We start from the raw sequence: 17598 nt of genomic DNA, 5'->3' as shown, positions 1-17598 counted from the left end.
CGGTGGTGTGAGAGGGAGGGGCAGCACTAACCTGTTCCTCTCTACTCGATTTCATAAGATTTGCTTCCGGTGATTCTTTCGAAGTGTCTGTCACAATGAACCCATGAAAACACATACGATGCCAAAAACGATTCTCTTTGTGACCATCCTGCTGGGATGGTGTGCCTTTGGAGCAATGGCGCTGGGCCGGTGGTTCCGGGACAGATGCGCCAGACAGAGAATCAGCCTCAGCTGAAAAACAGCCTGGATTCCGTTGATGGTCTCCAGGCTGTTTTGGTGATTGACAGAAAACAAAGTTGATTCAGCAGCGCTTCAGTCCGTGCAGGTGTGTGTGTTTAACGGTTTTGCGACAGATGCTGAGTCTGTCAGGTCCTGGATGATGGCAGCTGTTCTTTCGGCCTGTCAGCGTGCAGAGAATCCATCCACTGCATAGCGACAGGTGAACCGGGAAACAGAACCGTATCCTGGAAGCTGAAATCTGTGGATGGTGTTCTGTGCAAGCGGCCTTGGGATGAAGTGAATGGCCGCTGGCTGGGAGAGTGGATCCCAGTCTGATGTCCGGAACAATCGCCATCCGCCGAAAACGACCTGGCTCATGTCTCAGACCGGTAGGTACACTGATTAAAATCGGATATACTAAAGGTACAGATATTCCGTAAGCAAAGGACCCTGTAGCCGGTATTTGCTTCATCATTATCACCAGGCGAACGCATGATATGAAAGGAGAAGAATCATGAACGAAAAGAACCGCCGGATCATCGAAAAGCTGAACAAAGACAATGAGCATTATTCCGATTTCAACAGGACCAACCAGCAGTACTGGAAAGGCATGACCATTGTCGGCCTGATCGGGGCAGCCATTCTGATTCTGCTCATGCGTCTGTGAATGCTTCCTGTCGGAAGACGGTATCATCTGACAAATCCAGTCAATGCAGAAAGACAGCTGACTATTTCCTTTCTCCTGTCAGATATGACCTATCTGATCATATCTGACGCAAGCGGCCCGGATCACATTTCAGGATCCGGGCCGCTTGTCTGTTTTTATGAATTCAGTTCTGTCCGGTGAGCCGGATGGCATCTTTCAGTCCATCGGAAACATAGACATCATAGAGATCGGTGGTATAGGTGGGTTCGACACCCGTGTCATCGCCTTTGTCCGTGATCCATACCGCTTCGATGCTGTTCTCCTTTGCATATTCCATGCTTTCCTTCACCGGCATCAGAAACAGAGTGGTGCTGTTGGCATCCGCTGCTTCCGACTGATCAGCCGGACCGATGACGGTGACAGAACGCATGTATTCCACCGGATAGCCGGTGTCCGGATCCACGATGTGAGAATAGCGTTTGCCATCCACTTCAAAATACCGCTGATAGTCGCCGCTGGTGACCATGGTCACCGGGTCCTTTGTCACCAGCTGGACCACGGAACCGGATTCATCCGGAGACTGAATGCCAATCACCCAGTCACTGCCATCGGGTTTTTCTCCCAGCAGTACCACGTTGCCGCCGGCGTTGATGTAGCCGTTGTCCAGTCCGGCCTCATGGAGTTTCTGCGCAGCCACACCGGCTGTATATCCCTTGGCAATGGCTCCCAGATCCAGCTGTACGGAATCGTCCCTGAAGGAGATTTCATCCCCATTGATTTCAATGCCTTCCAGTCCCGAATGGATTCTGGCAGCCTGAATGTCTTCGTCGGCAGGTACATAGGGAGTCTCTGCCTCCCTGGCATCATGCCAGAGGGAAAGCACTTTGCCTTCGGTGATGTCGAATTTGGGGTTCTTCTCCATATATTTCATGGAGTCCTGCAGCAGTGTCAGCACCGCTTCGTCCACTTTCACGGGATTCCTGGCTGCCTCCCGGTTCAGGGTATAAACCCCGTTGACGCCATCATGCTGGCTGTACTGATCAAAATAGGCATCATACTGCAGAAATGTATCGGAAACGATTTTCAGATACTGATTGAAGTCTTCCTCGCTGCTGGTTGCCTGCAGTGTCACCGGCGTGTCAAATCCCACATCTGTGAGTGTGACCTGACGTTCCTGAACAGCGGACTGACCGCGGTTCTGCACAAAGAAGATCACTGCAGCAATCAGCACGAGAAACGCGGCTGACAGCAGGATCCACCATTTCATTCCGGTTTTTGTTTCGTTTTTCGTAGTGCTCATGGCCCCATTATAGAAAGGGACAGGGATTCGGGCAAAGCGGATGCCACGGCAGGAAATCCGGGAAGAAATCCATGGTGAAATGACGAATCGGGAGCTGAACCTGTCAGGGATGACACAGACGTTGCAAATGGATACAGACTGCACCTGTTCGTGTTGCACATACAGAGAATAAGACACCGTTTTCACAAACTGTGGTATGATTGTGTACGGATTTAATGGAGGAAAGCGACTATGTCACTGTTTTTAGGACCTATGTGCCAGCATATTCCTGGACATAAGTCAATGACAGACAAGGGACAGGTACTGGATCTGCAGCCGGCCAAAGAAGTATTCATTCCGCTGGTGGCAGGGGCCAATACGAATTTCGAAATCCTCGTCGAGGAAGGACAGACCGTGCAGATCGGCACGAAGCTGGCTGAGACAAAGACGGGTTTCTATGTTCCTGTCTATTCCAGTGTGTCCGGTGTATATAAGGGAACAGAAAAGCGCATGCATTCGTCCATGCGCCCTCAGATGCACATGGTGATCGAGCTTGATGGCAAACAGACAAAGACTCAGGCCTTTGCGCCCATTGACTGGAACACAGCGGACCGTGAAGCTCTGGTGGAATTCACAAAGCAGGCCGGCCTGATCGGTCTTGGCGGTGCCGGATTCCCGACGTATGTCAAATATGGCAACCCTTCGGGGATCAGCACAGTGCTGATCAACGCTGTGGAGTGTGAACCGTACATCACTTCCGACTACATGCAGGCCATGGCCAGTCCGGAAGAACTGATCGAAGGTGCCCGGATCATGGGAAAAATGGCCGGTGTTTCGGATGTGCGTGTCTGCATCAAGAAAAGTCACCCGGATCTGATCGCAAAAGTTGAACAGGCTTCCGCAGGCACGGAAGTCACTGTGGTTCCTGTACCGGATGTGTATCCCATGGGCTGGGAGCGCGTGCTGGTCCGGGAAGTGCTTCACAAGGAATACGACAAGCTGCCGGCAGAAGCCGGGGCGATTGTCAACAACGCGGGAACTGCCATCGAACTGGCCAGAATGGTGAAGTTCGGGGAAGCCCTGGAAACGAAGGTGGTCACGGTTTCCGGTGAAGCTGTTGACAAGCCTTGCAACGTGCGAGTTCCCGTCGGCATGCCGGTGGAAGAAATCCTGAATCATCTCGGACTCAAAGGCGATGAAGTCATTCTCTGTGCCGGCGGTCCCATGATGGGCAAGGCCATCCCCAACAACAAGTTTGTGATTGACCGGGCCATGAATGCCCTGACGGTGCTGCCTGTCAATCCCGTACCCGCCATTGCCTGTCTGCGTTGCGGCAGCTGCACGGATCACTGTCCGGCAGGACTGCAGCCGGTACGCATCGCGAACGCTCTGAAGATGGGCGATGCGCAGCTCATGGAAAAACTGGGCGCACTTTCCTGCATTGAATGCGGTATGTGCACCTATGTCTGCCCGTCCAAAATCGACGTGACAGAAAATGTCCGGAAGGCAAAGCGCACGATCCAGATGAAGAGCAAGAAGAAGTAGGAGGTCCAGCGTGAAGTATGTATTTCATGTCAGTCCCAACATCAAGGGAAGACTGACAACCCACAACATCATGCGGGACCTGATGATTGCTCTTCTGGCGGTCTTCGCATGTTCTCTCGTTTATTACGGTACAGCCTTTGGCTTCGAAACTGCCCTGCACGAAGTTGCATTGCTGGCAGCGTCGCTGATCACAACCTATGTGTGTGAATTCCTGTATGCCAAGGCAACGAAACAGGATCCGAAACTGTTCATCAAAAACAGCTTCGGGTGTGTAACCGCACTGATCCTGACCATGATGTGCACAGTCAATGTGACCATCTACGCCATTATCATTGCCACGGTATTTGCCATTGTGTTCGGCCGGCTGCTGTTTGGCGGATTCGGTCAGAACATCTTCAACCCGGCAGCCGTGGGCCGTGCGGTCATCTTTGCAGCATTTACCGGTGCCAGCACAGATCTGCTGACCAGTGCCACACCGGTATCGGATATTGCCACGAACTTCCACTGGCTGCCGGCCAATGCCGAGATGGTGGATACCTTCGTGGACAGCTTCGGCGGCTGGGGCAGCATGCTCATGGGAACCCATGGCGGCGCCATTGGCGAAACATTCATTCTGGCGATTCTGATTGCCGGAGCCTTCCTGATCTGGCGACATGTCATTGACTGGCGGATCCCCACTGTCTACTTTGGCGTCATTGCCATTCTGACAGCCGTGATTGCCCTGCTGACCGGTCTGGAATCCTACAACGGCATTCCCGCCTGGCTGTGGTATCCGGCAATTCACCTGCTGACCGGCGGTGTGGTTTTCGGCGGTGTATTCATGCTGACTGACCCTGTTACTAACCCCACAAGCCCCGCCGGCCGTGTGATTTTCGCCACCGGTGCTGCCGTTCTGACAGTGCTGATCCGTCTGAAAGCGAACCTGCCGGAAGGCTGCCTGTATTCCATCCTGCTCATGAACATGTTCACACCGATGATCGAACAGACGCTGGATGGCAAGCAGCTGCAGATGGTGAACAAAGCCCGTATCATCGCCGGTGTGCTGCTGGTGCTGGGACTGGCTTCCTGCTTCTATGTTTCCGCCACGGTGGAACCTGTCACAACTCTGAAGTCCGCTGCCACCAGTGAGGCCACTTCCGCTGCAACCGGAGAAGGGGACGGGGAGCATGCCTCCACTGAAGCCACAGCCGGCTCGGATGAGGAACATGCATCCACAGAGGCTGCAGAAGGAACGGAGGCGGCTGAATAATGAAAAAGATTCTTCACCTGACCCTGTTCCTGGCCATCGTATCCGCACTGGCCGGAGGTGCCCTTGCCTGGGCCAACAACATGACCGCACCGGTCATTGCCGCCAACAAGGAACGGGAAGAGAAACAGATCCTGCTGGAAATGTATCCCGATGCTCATGTGGATGACTTTGAAATCGTCGACTACACCTCTGATGATCCGGATGTGCAGAAGATTTATTCCTACGGAGACAACTACATTTTCAACATGCAGGTTAAAGGCTACAAGGACGGAACCAATTTCCTGGTGGCCATCAACAAGGATGACCTGACAATCACCAAATTCCAGGCGATTTCCAACGGCGATACCAAGGGAATCGGTTCGAAAATCACGGAACCCGCATTTGCGGAATCTGTGACCGGCAAAGACGCCGGCGGGGAACTGGACACCATTTCCGGTGCCACAGTGACCAGCACACCGGTCGTCGAGGGCATCCACAAGGCAGCAGACATTGTTGCCCAGCTGGACTAGGAGGCAAGGCATGACTCGTATGCAGAATTTCAAGGCCGGGCTTCTGAAAGACAACCCGGTATTCTCTCTGTACCTGGGCATCTGCTCCACACTGGCGATCACCACCACGGTGAACAACGCCATTGGCATGGGCGCAGCTGTCATCATGGTGCTGATCATTTCCAATGTGATCATTTCGGCGATCCGCAAGATCGTTCCCGATGACATCCGGATTCCGGTGTACATCGTCATCATTGCCACGCTGGTTAAAATCATCCAGATGCTCATCGAAGCCTACGCACCGGCGCTGAACACATCTCTTGGCGTGTTCATTCCGCTGATCGTGGTCAACTGCATCATTCTGGGCCGGGCAGAAGCCTTTGCTTCCAAGAACGGCATCCTGGATTCCGCTCTGGATGGACTGGGCATGGGTCTTGGCTATACACTGGCTGTTCTGTGCATGTCTTTTATCCGTGAGGTTCTTTCCACCGGTGTCCTGAACATTGTGAACCCCTTTGACGAGGCTCAGGTTCTGCTCAATGTGACGCTGATCCCGGAGGAATACACCATCGGGCTGTTCAGCTCACCGGTTGGCGCCTTCATTACGTTCGCCTGCCTGGCAGCTGCTCTGACAGCCTACAAAACACATTCTCAGGAAAAGGAAGCTGCCCGGGCAGCACAGGCGAAGGAGGTAAAGCAGAATGGCTGAGTTCGCAGGACTGTTTGTCACCAGTGTTCTGATCAACAACGTTGTTCTGAACCAGTTCCTTGGCATGTGCCCGTTCATGGGGGTATCCCGGAAGCGCAGCTCCGCTCTGGGCATGGGCATTGCCGTTATGTTCGTCATTGTTGTGGCGGCCCTTGTGACCTACGGACTGTATTACTGGGTGCTGGTTCCCCTGCAGCTGGAATACATGGACCTGATCACGTTCATTCTGGTCATTGCTTCTCTGGTGCAGCTGACGGAAATGTTCATCAAGAAAACCAGTCCGGCTCTGTACAAGTCTCTGGGTGTGTATCTTCCTCTGATCACCACCAACTGTGTGGTTCTGAATGTCTGCCTGGTGAACATCACCAGCGCCTACAGCTTCACGCAGATGCTGGCGTATTCCATTGGCACACCTCTGGGTTTTGCTCTGGTGCTGTATATTTTCTCGGCGATTCGTGAACGTCTGGAGATTTCCAGTGTACCGAAACCCTTTGCAGGCAACCCGATTGCCATGATCGTGGCCGCCATCATGGCCATGGCCTTCTCGGCTTTCGCTGGTCTGGTATGAACAAGGTTCTGCTGGCCATCCTGTTTTTCGGGGCGCTGGTGGCGATCTACATCGTTCTGTTCCTGCTGAACAAAAAGACCCCGCTGCCGGAAGGCTGCGAGAATCTGAAGGCTGACTGTGAAGCCTGTCACGATATTCACTGCATCAACAATCCGGGTCATGGAAGGCATCCTGAGTCCTGACAGACTGCCGGAATGAGGAGAACAAAATGCTGAATGCGATTCTGATGATGCTGGTCCTGGGGGCCCTGCTGGGGCTGGGCCTGGGTCTTGCCAGCAAATTCCTGCATGTCCAGCCCGATGAACGGGTGGACACGGTGGCTGGCATGCTGCCTGGCTACAACTGCGGCGGCTGCGGTTACCCCGGATGCAGCGGTTTTGCCACTGCCATGGTGGAAGGGGAAACGGATGAATTCAAATGCCGTCCCTGCAAGGCTGACAAGAAAAAGGAAATCATCGATTACCTGAAAAACACACCTGGTCCTGACGGAAAGACCGTCACGATCAAGGGATAGAGAAGAAACCGGATTTTGCGGAATGCAGGATCCGGTTTTTTCACATAGAATCAGATGTCTGCATATTGTATGATATCTATAGATAAGATGAGCGAAAGGAGATAATGATGTGAAACGCTCTCTCAGACTGATGATTGTCTGTTTATTTGTGATTTTCTTTTCAGCCGGTTGCACGCAATCGCCCGCTGTCACTGAACCGGATTTGTCGGACTCGGTTCTTCAGCTTTCCAAATCGGATCTCAAAGCACAAACGCAGCAGAATCCTCAGCAGGTGTTTGACCTTGCACTCGCCAGGACTCTCAGCGGCAATGGTGTGCAGATTCAAAACGGAAGCCGGATCTCGCAGCTGATTTGTGTCGAAAGCACCTTCTGGCTGATTCAGGAGGATGGGAATTCCTGGTCCTGTGAGCGGCAGGCGAACAATGAAAGCCAGGTGTTCGGACTCATAAAGGATGATGATGGATGGACTGTTTCCCTCCCTTTGACTACACATGACCTGACAGATCAGGATATCTCCCAGTATCTCAATGACACAGACAGGCTGCGGATGCAGCTGAAAACATTCCTGTCCCGGGACAGAACGGCGTGCTGTTTGGACTTCCTGGAGAATGGGAATGGAAAGGTGCGTCTCTTGTGTGCAACAGTGGAGACTATCAATTTCGGTTTGTCCTGGATGAATCCGGTGTCATTGAATCGGAAACCATTATAGGCGGGAATCTGCCGGCTCCGGATCATCTGACCTTCAAGCCACTGAACGTTCCTGACAGCTATATCCAGTGGCTCTCGGATCTCTTTGACCATGCGGAAACTTTCAAAGCGGGTCAGCCGCTGTAAGTCCTGGAGTTTGAAGCACACTCAAATCTTCATGCACTGCCAGCTGTCCGGCAGGACAGCCATCGGCATCCACAGCTGCAGACCGGTACAGATCGTGATGACCTGTGCCGGTCTGTTTTGCCTCTGCCGGTGTGCAGAGAGTCTGCCTGAACCGGAAATACTTGACAGCGTGTCATAAAAACGCAGAAATAACTGTAACGTTCTGCTGTATGGCAACGTCTTACAGATGAAAGGAGGCAGCGGATGGATCTGGAAGAGATGTACGAACGGCATGCGAGGCAGGTGTATCTGTACCTTCTGTCTTTGAGTCATGATGCGGCACTGAGCGAGGATCTGACCCAGGAGACGTTTCTGAAGGCGTCTGTGAAGATCCGGGGGTTCCGGCATGACAGCACGCTGTCTTCGTGGCTGTGCACCATTGCCCGGAATCAGTATTTTGATCACTGCCGTCGGAAGAAGCGGGATCCGGCAGGGGATGGATCACTTGTTCTCTGGGGAATTGATGATCCCCGGGATCTGCGGGTCTTTGCCTGTCTGCATCAGCTGCCGGAGCCGTACCGGGAGATTGTCTGGCTGCGGGTATACGGACTGCTTTCCTTTGCGGAGATAGCAGAGATATTCTGCCGCAGCGAATCCTGGAGCCGGGTGATGTATCACCGGGGAAGATGCAGGCTGCGGGAGCTGTGCGAGAGAGAATGGGAGGAGGACTGTCATGACTGAGAACCGGAAGACAGAATGCGCGATTGTGCAGGATCTGCTGCCGCTGTATGCGGATGGTGTGGTACAGACTGAAACAGCGGAATGGATTCAGCGGCATCTGGAGACCTGTCCTGCGTGCCGGGAGGAGCTTCAGAATCTGCAGAAACCGGATCCGGCTGTATTGCAGAAGGACCTGCCGCTGGAAAAGGACCTGAAGAAAACAGGCCGGCATCTGCGCTGGAGCCGACGGATCATGGTGGTTTCTGCTGTGCTGTTTGTACTGCTTGTACTGCTGGCGGGTGCCGGGTGGTGGAACAGCATCCTGCTGCCAGTTGACTATGTCAAGGTGATGGAGACAGGCAGGGAAAGCGGTCAGCTGGTGTTTGAGGTGCAAAGTCAGGTCCCGGGGACCGGTTTGCTGAATCTGCAGTCCAGCTGTCCGGGAGATGGCACCTGTGAACTGGAGGTCCGGGGCGGCAGCGGGCTGCTGAACCGGATGAGCAGGGAAACGGTGTCGGTTCCGGATACGACCCGGGAAATCCGGCTCAACGGTGAGATTCTCTGGCAGGATGGTGTCATGATTTCACCCCGCTGCCGGCAGCTGTATTCCTATGCCAATGGTTATGCCGGCGATGTGCAGCAGATGCATCTGGCTGCTCCCCCGGATCCGGATCTGCCTGTGACAATCGAGGCGGATACAGAAGATCCTGCACACTGCGGCTGGACTTACAGGGTGGAGGCTGAGCGGAGGCTGCCTGCAGAGAGCCTGCGGGAGGCAGCATGGCTGGCCATGGTTCTCACCCCGAATCTGGATTGTGTCACCTATTTGTTTGAGGGGGAAGATCCGCTGGTTTTCCGGCGTGAGGCGCTGACACAAGCCGCCGGAGGCGGGATCTCCGTGAATACGCCGGCGGATCTGCAGCGGATCATGAACCGCATTCTGCAGCCGGCGGGCTGATGTGACTGGCATGACAGGAGAGTCAAAGCCCTGTCAGCTGTCCGGCAGGACAGCCATCGGCAGAAGAGAAAAAGACCGGCACAGATCGCGGTGACCTGTGCCGGTGTGCGGTTACTGCTTCCGTTTGCGCAGTATGGCTTCGATTGTCTTCGGGTCGGGGTCGATGTAAATCGTGCGGTAGCTCTTCATGGTCACGAAACCCGCTTTGGAGCCGGGAACTTTCTTCAGCTGGGAGACCTGGGTGTAGTCTACGGGAACAGAGCTGGAATCTTTTCCTTTGGAGAACCAGGCGGCGATCATGGCGGCCATGCGGATCTGGGATTCAGTGGGGTCGTCGGACTGCAGGATCACGTGAGAGCCATGGTAGCCCTTAACGTGGAACCACAGATCGCTGCGTCTGGCCATTTTGTGGGTGAGCCAGCTGTTCTGCAGATTGTTGCGGCCGGCGAATATCGTCGCTTCTTCAAAGGGTATCTCCAGTACGTGGGGACGGGATTTGCCTTTTCTGCGGCGGGCTCCTTTTTTCGGGAGCAGCCAGCGGCCGTTTTCCAGCTCCTGCCGGATTTCCCGGGCGTCTTCATAGCTGCAGTGTTTCAGCTGTTCTTCCATCTGCTCGAAGTACACCAGATCCTCTTCGCAGATCCGGATCTGTTCCTGCAGGGCATCCAGACTGCGCTTCATTTTGTGATATTTCGCGTAATACCGGTTGGCGTTGTCCCGGATGCCGTACTTTTCGTCCAGGGGAATGGTAATGTCCTGACCGGTGGCAAAGTCCTGCACCACGGCCTGTCTGCCCTGTTTCAGAGTACCCTGCCAGGCAAAGAGCAGGTCGCCGTATTCCCGGTATTTGTCGTGATCTCTGGCTGCCTCCAGGGATGCCTGGAGACGGGGCAGCTTTGTCTGCTGCTTTTTCTTTTCCTTTTCCACGGTGCGGATCAGATCCCCGAACTGTTCCTTGTGCCGGCTTTTTTCTTCCCGCTGACGGTACAGCTGACTCAGGCCTTCCATGAGGTCATAGACCCGGGGTTCTGTTTTCATGTCCGAGAGGGGAATGATGTGAAAGTGTCGGTCGTCATACCAGTAGAGCCTGTCTGATTCCTCCAGCTGCTGCCAGAACTGCTTCCAGGTTTTTCCTTCGTGCAGCTGGTGTTCGGCTTCCCGGGAGAGCAGCGGGGAAAACCCGGAGATCTGATCGGTGAGGGGTTTGCTCCCGTCGATGGTCACATCTCCGGATGGATCCTGTTTGTCAGGCTGCGAGGGGAGTTCATAGCGGGCTCCGGGGTGAATCAGCCGCCTGGAGTTTTCGAATACGGGAATGCGCTTGAGGGCATCCATGATCAGGCCTTCTTCGCTGACTGCGATGAGGTTGGCGTATTTTCCCATGAGTTCCAGATACAGAGTCAGGATGCGCCGGTCACCGAGTTCGTTCATTGCCTGGACCTTCATGACCAGGATCCGGTCGTAACCGGCCTGGGTGATGGAGGTGATGATGCCCTGGGAGAAGTGCTTGCGCAGAAACATGACATAACCCGATGGCTCAGGCTGGATTTCCGGTACATAGGATGCGAGATAGACGCGGTTGGTATTGGAATGGACGTTGATGACCAGACGTTTCAGTCCGTTTTTTGTGTGTATGTGAAACAGGATCTCTTCATCAGACAGGTTCTGGATTTTGCCGATGCGGCCGCCTTCCAGTTCCTTCAGGTGCCTGGTCACGGTTTTGAGCATGATGCCGTCCAGTGCCATGCAGATCCCTCCTTTCAAATTCTGGCTGCCCGGTCTGCGGCAGGGAAACCGGTGCAGGTGCCAGCTGCAGCAGGCCGGAATGATCCGGCTTTCTGTCCGCCTTACCAGCATACCGTATTTTTCTTTGACAGTGTCAAAGGTCAAAGACTAAAATCTTTGTAACCGGGCAGTGGACCACTGCCTCTTCCGGCTTTGCGACGGCCGGATGCAACCATGGAAACGGAGGCAGCATATGAAACGAGGCTTGCTGTTGGTGCTCAGCGGACCCAGCGGGGTGGGCAAGGGCACTGTACGGAAATATCTGGAGGAGGACCCTTCCCTGAAACTGGCTTATTCCACCTCCATGACCACCAGAGCTCCCAGACAGGGGGAAGTGGATGGCCGGGATTACTTTTTTGTGAGCCCGGAGGAATTTGAAAAGGCGCAGGAACGCGGGGAACTGCTGGAGAGCGCCGAGTTTGTGGGAAACCGCTATGGAACCCCGATGAAGGAAGTGGACCGGCTGCGGGATGAAGGGAAAAATGTGCTGCTGGAGATTGAAGTGCAGGGAGCCATGCAGGTGCAGGAAAAGTGCCCGGATGCAGTCTCCATCTTCATCATTCCCCCTTCCATGGATGAACTGGAGCGGCGGATCCGGGGACGGAAATCGGAACCGGAGGAAATCATTCAGCAGCGGCTGGCCAAAGCTGCGGGGGAAATCAAGACCATGAACCGCTACAAGTACATCGTCTGCAATGAAGATCCGAAACTGGCAGCGGATCTGATTGCAGCCATCATTCGCCGGCGGATGGAATCGGACAGCTTGAACGCCGAAGGCGAATGTGTTAATGTGTGATTGACCAAAAGGGAGCGGGGAACCGCTCCTATAATTTTGCCGGAAAGGAACAGGAATGAAAGAACTGCAGAAGTGGATCGAACCGATCCTCAAAGAACATGGCTGCAGACTTTACGAGATCCAGTGGCTGACCAGTCAGAAGCCGCCCATCCTGCAGATCGCTGCAGAGAAGGAAGACGGGACGATGGACCTGGATACTTGCGCAGTCTGCTCGGACGCCATCAGCGCCCTTCTGGATGAAAAGGACTGGAGCGACCAGGAGTACATGCTGGAAGTATGTTCTCCCGGGGCTGAGCGGGAACTGAAGACAGAGGAGGACCTGAACGGGGCTCTGGGCAAGTATGTCTATGTGCGGCTGCGGGATCCCAAACAGGGTCTGGCGGATGTACGGGGCAATCTGGCGGCGCTGGAACCCGAGAGTATAACGGTGCATTACCATGAAAAAGGGCGGCCGAAGAAGATCGTCATTGACCGTGACAACATATCGCTGATCATGACAGCGGTGAAGGTATAGGAGATTGATATCAAATGAAGCTGAAAGTTGAGTCGCTGGCCACAGCTCTGCGGGGCATTGAATCCGACCGCGAACTTTCCCAGGATATTGTGGAAGAGGCGCTGACAGAAGCGCTGACCAAAGCCTACCGGAAATACATCGATGTACCGGATGCCTATGTCCGGGTGGAGATCAAAAACGGCAACGTCCAGATCTGGCATGAACGCCTGGTTGTGGACAGCCCGGATGATGAACTGGACCCGGATCTGGAAGTGTCTCTGGAGGAAGCCAGGGAAACCAGACCCGGTGCGAAACCCGGTGACATGATCGAGGAAGAAGTGGATTTCAGAAACTTCGACCGGGCTGCTGTCGTGCTGGCCAAGAACGTCATGAAGCAGAAAATCCGGGAAGCTGAAAAAGCCAAGGTCTACGAAGAATACTGCGACAAAGTGGATGACATGGTCAAGGGAACCATTGAGACGGTGGAAGAAAAATTTGTAATCGTCAACATCGGCAAGACGCTGGCGATGATGAAGAAAAGCGACCAGATTCCCACGGAGATCTACCGGGAGGGCGACCGTCTGCCAGTGGTGATCACCGAAGTGAACAAGGACACCAAGGGAGCCCAGGTTCTGGTTTCCCGGTCTTCGCCGGTATTTGTGAAGCGTCTGTTTGAACGGGAAGTGCCGGAGATCTACAATGGTGTGATTGAGATCAAGGCCATTGCCCGGGAAGCCGGAGAACGCTGCAAGCTGGCGGTTCTCAGCCACAACGAGAACATCGACCCGATCGGTGCCTGCATCGGACCCCGCGGAAGCCGGGTACAGACAATCATCAATGAGCTGCATGGCGAGAAGATCGATATTTTCGAGTGGAGCGACAACATTTCCACGCTGATCAAAAACGCCCTGGCTCCTTCCGAGGCTCTGGCCGTGATTCCCAATGAAAACGTCAAGGATGGTCTGATCGTGGTTGTCCCGGACAACCAGCTGTCGCTGGCCATTGGCAAGAAGGGCAAGAACGCCCGTCTGGCTGTCCGCCTCTCCGGTCACAAAATCGACATCAAGTCGCAGTCGGAGATGGATGAACTGGGCATTGACTACCAGACGATTGCCCGGGAACAGGAAGAAGCCTGGGAGGCGAAGAAGGCTGCGGAACGGGCTTATCGCCAGCAGGAAAAACAGGCGGCGTTCAAGGAGGACAACGGCGAGATCGAAAGCATCGAATCTGCGGACTTCACCTACGCGGAAGAACCGGAGGAAACGCCGGCTGCCGATACGCTGTATGAATCCGAAAATCTCCCGGAAAAAGCACCGGAACTGGAACCGGCTGTTGTGGAAGAGGAAGATCTCCCGGCTGTGGTGGAGGAACCGGCTGCAGAGGCTGCTCCGGTGAAACCGGAGCGGGAGCTGGATGAGATGGAACTGGCTGCGAAAATTGCCCGGGAAAAGCGCAAGGAACACAGCCTGGAAACCAAGGAATACAAGTCCAAGTTTGAAGACTTCGCCGGGGCCCATGCAAAGCAGGAACCGGCTGCTGCGAAAAAGAAACGCTGGGATGACCGCAAGGACAAAGACCAGGATAAGGAGAAGGAAAAAAAGAAACCTTCGTTCGAGGCCATGCGCCCGATTTATTCCGAGGAAGAACTGGCGGAAATCGAAGAACGGGAAGCTGCGCAGACAGAAGCCTGGGATGATGACGTGGATTACGAGGAATTCGACGATTACTATGATTAGGCAGCCGTCTGTCTGGCTGCCGGACAGGAGTGCTGTATGAAGAAAATTCCAATGAGAAAATGTGTGGTGACGCAGGAACGGTTCCCGAAAAAGGAACTGATCCGGGTTGTCCGCACACCGGAAGGTCAGGTGGAAGTGGATTTGACGGGCAAGCGGAACGGTCATGGGGCTTACATGCAGAAAAGCAGTGAGACGCTGGCCAAAGCCCGGAAAAACAAAGCCCTGGACCGGGCGCTGGAAACATCCATTCCGGAAGAAGTATATGCCCGGCTGGAAGAGCTGGTGGCTTAGCGGGCTGCAGATGGATACAGACAGAATCATCAGTCTGCTTCAGCTGGCCATGGCAGCGGGCAGAACAGTCCGGGGAGACGGACTGATTCCTGCAATCTGCCGGGGAAAAGCCCGGCTGACGGTCCTGTCCTCTGCGACAGGCAGCAATACGAAGAAGAAGATCCTGGACAAATGCCGGACGTATTCCGTTCCGGTTCTGGAACTGGATGCTGCGGCATTTGACAGGATTTCCCACAGGGCAATGAAGGCGCTGGCAGTGACGGATGCCGGATTTGCCGAACGCATAGAGGAATTGAGAAAGGACAGGTGATTGGGTGGCCAAGAAACCGAACAGAAGACCGAACAGACGCCCGAACCGCGGTGGCGGAAACAATGGAGGGCGAAACAGAAACGGCGGACACGGTCCGTCCAGAACACGGCAGGAAGCCGCAAAATCCATTACCTACAGCGGCACGCTGACTGTGGGACAGCTGGCTGAACTCATGAAGCGCAACAGCTCCGAGATCATCAAGTTCCTGTTCATGATGGGCAACATGTCCACCATCAACACGGTTCTTTCCGATGAGGACATTGAGCTGATCTGCATGGAGTTCAACACAGAATGCCACAAGGAAATCGTGATTGAGGAAGACGACATCGAAGAACAGATCGGTGCCCGGGAATTTGACGAATCCCAGCTCAAGCCCCGCCCGCCGGTGGTTACGATTATGGGTCACGTCGATCACGGCAAGACCACGCTGCTGGATACCATCCGGAAAACCAATGTGACGGAAGGCGAATTCGGCGGAATCACACAGCACATCGGTGCCTACCAGGTGGCGCTGAAAGGCCGCAAGGTCACTTTCCTGGATACACCGGGCCATGAGGCGTTTACTGCCATGCGTGCCCGTGGCGCACAGATCACGGACATTGTCGTGCTGATCGTTGCGGCGGATGACGGTGTCATGCCGCAGACCAAGGAATCCATTGACCATGCCCGGGCTGCCAAGGTGCCGATGGTTGTGGCTGTAAACAAAATCGACAAGCCGGGTGCAAATCCGGACAAAGTCATGGCCGAGCTCTCGGACTATGGTGTCATGCCGGAGGAATGGGGCGGAGACACGATCTTCACACAGATTTCCGCACGCAGCGGAGAAGGCGTGGAAGATCTGCTGGAAACGCTGCTGCTGGTTGCGGATATGTCCGAGCTGAAGGCCAACCCGGATACCAATGCATCCGGTACTGTGGTGGAAGCAAAACTGGACAAGGGCCGTGGGCCTGTGGCTACGCTGCTGATCCAGCAGGGTACGCTGCACACCGGCGACTCGGTTGTTGTGGGAACCAGCTATGGCCGTGTCCGGAAGATGACCAACGACCGGGGCATGGAAATCAAAACCGCCGGACCGTCCATGCCTGTGGAGATCATAGGTCTGTCTGAAGTTCCCCGGGCTGGTGATGTATTCCTGACGTATGATTCCTACAAGAAGGCAGCTGAAATTGCCAACCACCGTCTGGAGAAGCAGATCGAGAAGGAACGGAATCAGTCCAGCGCCATGAGCCTGGAAGATCTTGCCAAGCAGATCAATGAGGGTGATGTGAAGGAAATCAATGTCCTGATCAAAGCCGATGTGCAGGGTTCTGCGGAAGCTCTGAAGGCAAGCATGGAGAAGCTGGATGTGGATACGGTCCGGGTCAATGTGATCGGTTCCCGTGCCGGTGCAATCACCGAGAGTGACATCATGCTGGCCAGCGCCTCCAATGCCATCATCTATGGTTTCAACATCCGTCCAACTGCAGCTGTCCGGAAGAAGGCTGAAGAAGAGGGTGTTCAGATCCGTCTGCACAACATCATCTACAAGGCTCTGGAGGAACTGGAAGCTGCCATGAAGGGTATGCTGGCTCCGGTTTATGAAGAGGTTGTCATTGGTCAGGCGGAAGTTCGTCAGATCTTCAAAGTTTCCAAAGTCGGCACGATTGCCGGATGCATGGTGACAGATGGCGTGATCCGCCGTGACTGCAAGGTGCGTCTGATCCGTGAAGGCATTGTGGTGTATGAAGGCGATCTTGGATCTCTGCGGCGCTTTGACAATGATGTCAAGGAAGTGTCTGCAGGCTTCGAGTGCGGTCTGACAATTGAGAAATTCAATGACATCAAGGTGGATGATGTGATTGAAGCCTATGAAGACCAGGAAGTGAAGGAATAGCATGCCGAAAACTGACCGGATCGATGCGATTCTGCGCAAGGAAATTTCCCGGATCCTGCAGTTTGAACTGAAGAACCCGAAGCTTGGGTTTGTGACGGTGACTGATGTTCAGTGCACCGGAGATCTTTCCATTGCCAAGGTGTATGTTTCATTCCTGGGCAAGCAGGAGCGAAATGATGCGGGAATGAAAATCCTGAATCAGAGCAAGGGATTCATCCGCAGCACTGTGGCGAAGAACGTCAAAATGCGCAAGGTCCCTGAACTGCAGTTTTTCCAGGATACAAGCATTGAGTATGGCAACCGGATCGAGAAGAAGATCCGGGAGATATCCGAACAGGAAAACAGGACAGCCGAGGAAGCCGGTTCAACCGGCAATCAGGACTGACCGTGAAGAAACCGTCCGAAAGGGCGGTTTTTCTTATGAGAAAAACCTGGAATGATCAGTGTTTTGCGTGACAGAATTTCATAAGGTCTACAGGCATTGTTCTTGCAGATGGTGAGTAGGAGTGATATTATAAGTGAGCCGCAAGTCAGTTGAACTTATCAACTGAATCATCGAATTGAATGAATAAAAAGTTCAAAAAAGTCGTTGACAAGCTCTTGCGG

21 protein-coding genes are annotated in these 17598 nt (G+C 54.1%); 19 read left to right on the top strand and 2 right to left on the bottom strand.

Annotation, left to right across the window (positions count from 1 at the left end):
- The first annotated feature begins 103 nt into the window (after window positions 1–103).
- Together QZ305_RS10195 and QZ305_RS10190 are read left to right on the top strand one after the other, a co-directional pair.
- A complete protein-coding gene (locus tag QZ305_RS10195) occupies window positions 104–235 on the top strand; it encodes a hypothetical protein (RefSeq protein WP_294731757.1) in 132 nt (43 codons plus the stop codon).
- 498 nt (window positions 236–733) lie between these two features.
- Entirely contained in the window at window positions 734–886 is a 153-nt protein-coding gene (locus QZ305_RS10190) for a hypothetical protein (RefSeq protein ID WP_294731756.1), read from the top strand.
- A gap of 163 nt (window positions 887–1049) precedes the next feature.
- On the opposite strand, the gene QZ305_RS10185 is transcribed toward QZ305_RS10190, so the two are convergent.
- Window positions 1050–2165, bottom strand: a complete 1116-nt coding sequence (locus tag QZ305_RS10185) for an FAD:protein FMN transferase (RefSeq protein ID WP_294731755.1) — start codon at window positions 2163–2165, stop codon at window positions 1050–1052.
- A gap of 231 nt (window positions 2166–2396) precedes the next feature.
- Here QZ305_RS10185 and QZ305_RS10180 point away from each other — a divergent pair, with 231 nt between their 5' ends.
- The 10 genes from QZ305_RS10180 (at window position 2397) to QZ305_RS10135 (ending at window position 9708) form a co-directional block, all read left to right on the top strand.
- Window positions 2397–3689: an RnfABCDGE type electron transport complex subunit C gene (locus QZ305_RS10180; protein ID WP_294731753.1), complete on the top strand. Its 1293-nt coding sequence runs from the start codon at window positions 2397–2399 to the stop codon at window positions 3687–3689.
- Between the two features lie 10 nt (window positions 3690–3699).
- Window positions 3700–4938 carry an RnfABCDGE type electron transport complex subunit D gene (locus tag QZ305_RS10175; RefSeq protein WP_294731751.1) on the top strand — a complete coding sequence of 413 codons (1239 nt, stop codon included), beginning with the start codon at window positions 3700–3702 and terminating at the stop codon, window positions 4936–4938.
- On the top strand, window positions 4938–5447 hold the full coding sequence (locus QZ305_RS10170; protein WP_294731750.1) for an FMN-binding protein: 510 nt from the start codon (window positions 4938–4940) through the stop codon (window positions 5445–5447). The genes QZ305_RS10175 and QZ305_RS10170 overlap by 1 nt, the downstream gene beginning before the upstream one ends.
- Window positions 5448–5457: 10 nt before the next feature.
- The gene (gene rsxE, locus QZ305_RS10165; protein WP_294731749.1) at window positions 5458–6135 is read left to right on the top strand and encodes an electron transport complex subunit RsxE; all 678 of its coding nucleotides are present in this window, start codon (window positions 5458–5460) and stop codon (window positions 6133–6135) included.
- A complete protein-coding gene (locus QZ305_RS10160) occupies window positions 6128–6703 on the top strand; it encodes an electron transport complex protein RnfA (RefSeq protein ID WP_294731747.1) in 576 nt (191 codons plus the stop codon). The genes rsxE and QZ305_RS10160 overlap by 8 nt, the downstream gene beginning before the upstream one ends.
- Complete coding sequence (locus QZ305_RS10155) at window positions 6700–6885, top strand: hypothetical protein (RefSeq protein ID WP_067556479.1); 186 nt, start codon at window positions 6700–6702, stop codon at window positions 6883–6885. The genes QZ305_RS10160 and QZ305_RS10155 overlap by 4 nt, the downstream gene beginning before the upstream one ends.
- Before the next feature lie 26 nt (window positions 6886–6911).
- Window positions 6912–7217, top strand: coding sequence for a (Fe-S)-binding protein (locus QZ305_RS10150; protein ID WP_294731745.1), 306 nt, complete (start codon window positions 6912–6914; stop codon window positions 7215–7217).
- A 633-nt stretch (window positions 7218–7850) separates the two neighbouring features.
- A complete protein-coding gene (locus QZ305_RS10145) occupies window positions 7851–8051 on the top strand; it encodes a hypothetical protein (protein WP_294731744.1) in 201 nt (66 codons plus the stop codon).
- A 243-nt stretch (window positions 8052–8294) separates the two neighbouring features.
- Window positions 8295–8771, top strand: a complete 477-nt coding sequence (locus QZ305_RS10140) for an RNA polymerase sigma factor (protein ID WP_294731742.1) — start codon at window positions 8295–8297, stop codon at window positions 8769–8771.
- Complete coding sequence (locus tag QZ305_RS10135; RefSeq protein WP_294731740.1) at window positions 8764–9708, top strand: zf-HC2 domain-containing protein; 945 nt, start codon at window positions 8764–8766, stop codon at window positions 9706–9708. Before QZ305_RS10140 ends, QZ305_RS10135 begins: the two co-directional genes overlap by 8 nt.
- 111 nt (window positions 9709–9819) lie before the next feature.
- On the opposite strand, the gene QZ305_RS10130 is transcribed toward QZ305_RS10135, so the two are convergent.
- Entirely contained in the window at window positions 9820–11454 is a 1635-nt protein-coding gene (locus tag QZ305_RS10130) for an NFACT family protein (RefSeq protein WP_294731739.1), read from the bottom strand.
- Between the two features lie 232 nt (window positions 11455–11686).
- Between QZ305_RS10130 and gmk the strand changes: the two genes are divergently transcribed.
- From gmk to rbfA, 7 genes are all read left to right on the top strand, one after another.
- A complete protein-coding gene (gene gmk, locus QZ305_RS10125) occupies window positions 11687–12289 on the top strand; it encodes a guanylate kinase (RefSeq protein WP_294731738.1) in 603 nt (200 codons plus the stop codon).
- A 55-nt stretch (window positions 12290–12344) separates the two neighbouring features.
- Window positions 12345–12803, top strand: a complete 459-nt coding sequence (rimP, locus tag QZ305_RS10120) for a ribosome maturation factor RimP (RefSeq protein WP_294731736.1) — start codon at window positions 12345–12347, stop codon at window positions 12801–12803.
- Between the two features lie 14 nt (window positions 12804–12817).
- Window positions 12818–14518 (top strand): transcription termination factor NusA, encoded by a 1701-nt coding sequence (gene nusA, locus QZ305_RS10115; RefSeq protein WP_294731735.1) that lies wholly within the window; start codon window positions 12818–12820, stop codon window positions 14516–14518.
- A gap of 36 nt (window positions 14519–14554) precedes the next feature.
- Window positions 14555–14809: an RNase P modulator RnpM gene (locus QZ305_RS10110; RefSeq protein ID WP_294731734.1), complete on the top strand. Its 255-nt coding sequence runs from the start codon at window positions 14555–14557 to the stop codon at window positions 14807–14809.
- Window positions 14781–15119 carry a hypothetical protein gene (locus QZ305_RS10105; protein WP_294731733.1) on the top strand — a complete coding sequence of 113 codons (339 nt, stop codon included), beginning with the start codon at window positions 14781–14783 and terminating at the stop codon, window positions 15117–15119. Before QZ305_RS10110 ends, QZ305_RS10105 begins: the two co-directional genes overlap by 29 nt.
- 127 nt (window positions 15120–15246) lie before the next feature.
- A complete protein-coding gene (infB, locus tag QZ305_RS10100; RefSeq protein WP_294731758.1) occupies window positions 15247–16992 on the top strand; it encodes a translation initiation factor IF-2 in 1746 nt (581 codons plus the stop codon).
- A gap of 1 nt (window position 16993) precedes the next feature.
- On the top strand, window positions 16994–17377 hold the full coding sequence (gene rbfA, locus QZ305_RS10095) for a 30S ribosome-binding factor RbfA (RefSeq protein WP_294731732.1): 384 nt from the start codon (window positions 16994–16996) through the stop codon (window positions 17375–17377).
- Window positions 17378–17598: the final 221 nt, after the last annotated feature.

Origin of the sequence: uncultured Faecalibaculum sp., assembly GCF_910588395.1 — a bacterium.
In the GTDB taxonomy this organism is placed as follows: domain Bacteria; phylum Bacillota_I; class Bacilli_A; order Erysipelotrichales; family Erysipelotrichaceae; genus Faecalibaculum.
This window is presented reverse-complemented; position numbering and strand designations above follow the sequence as displayed.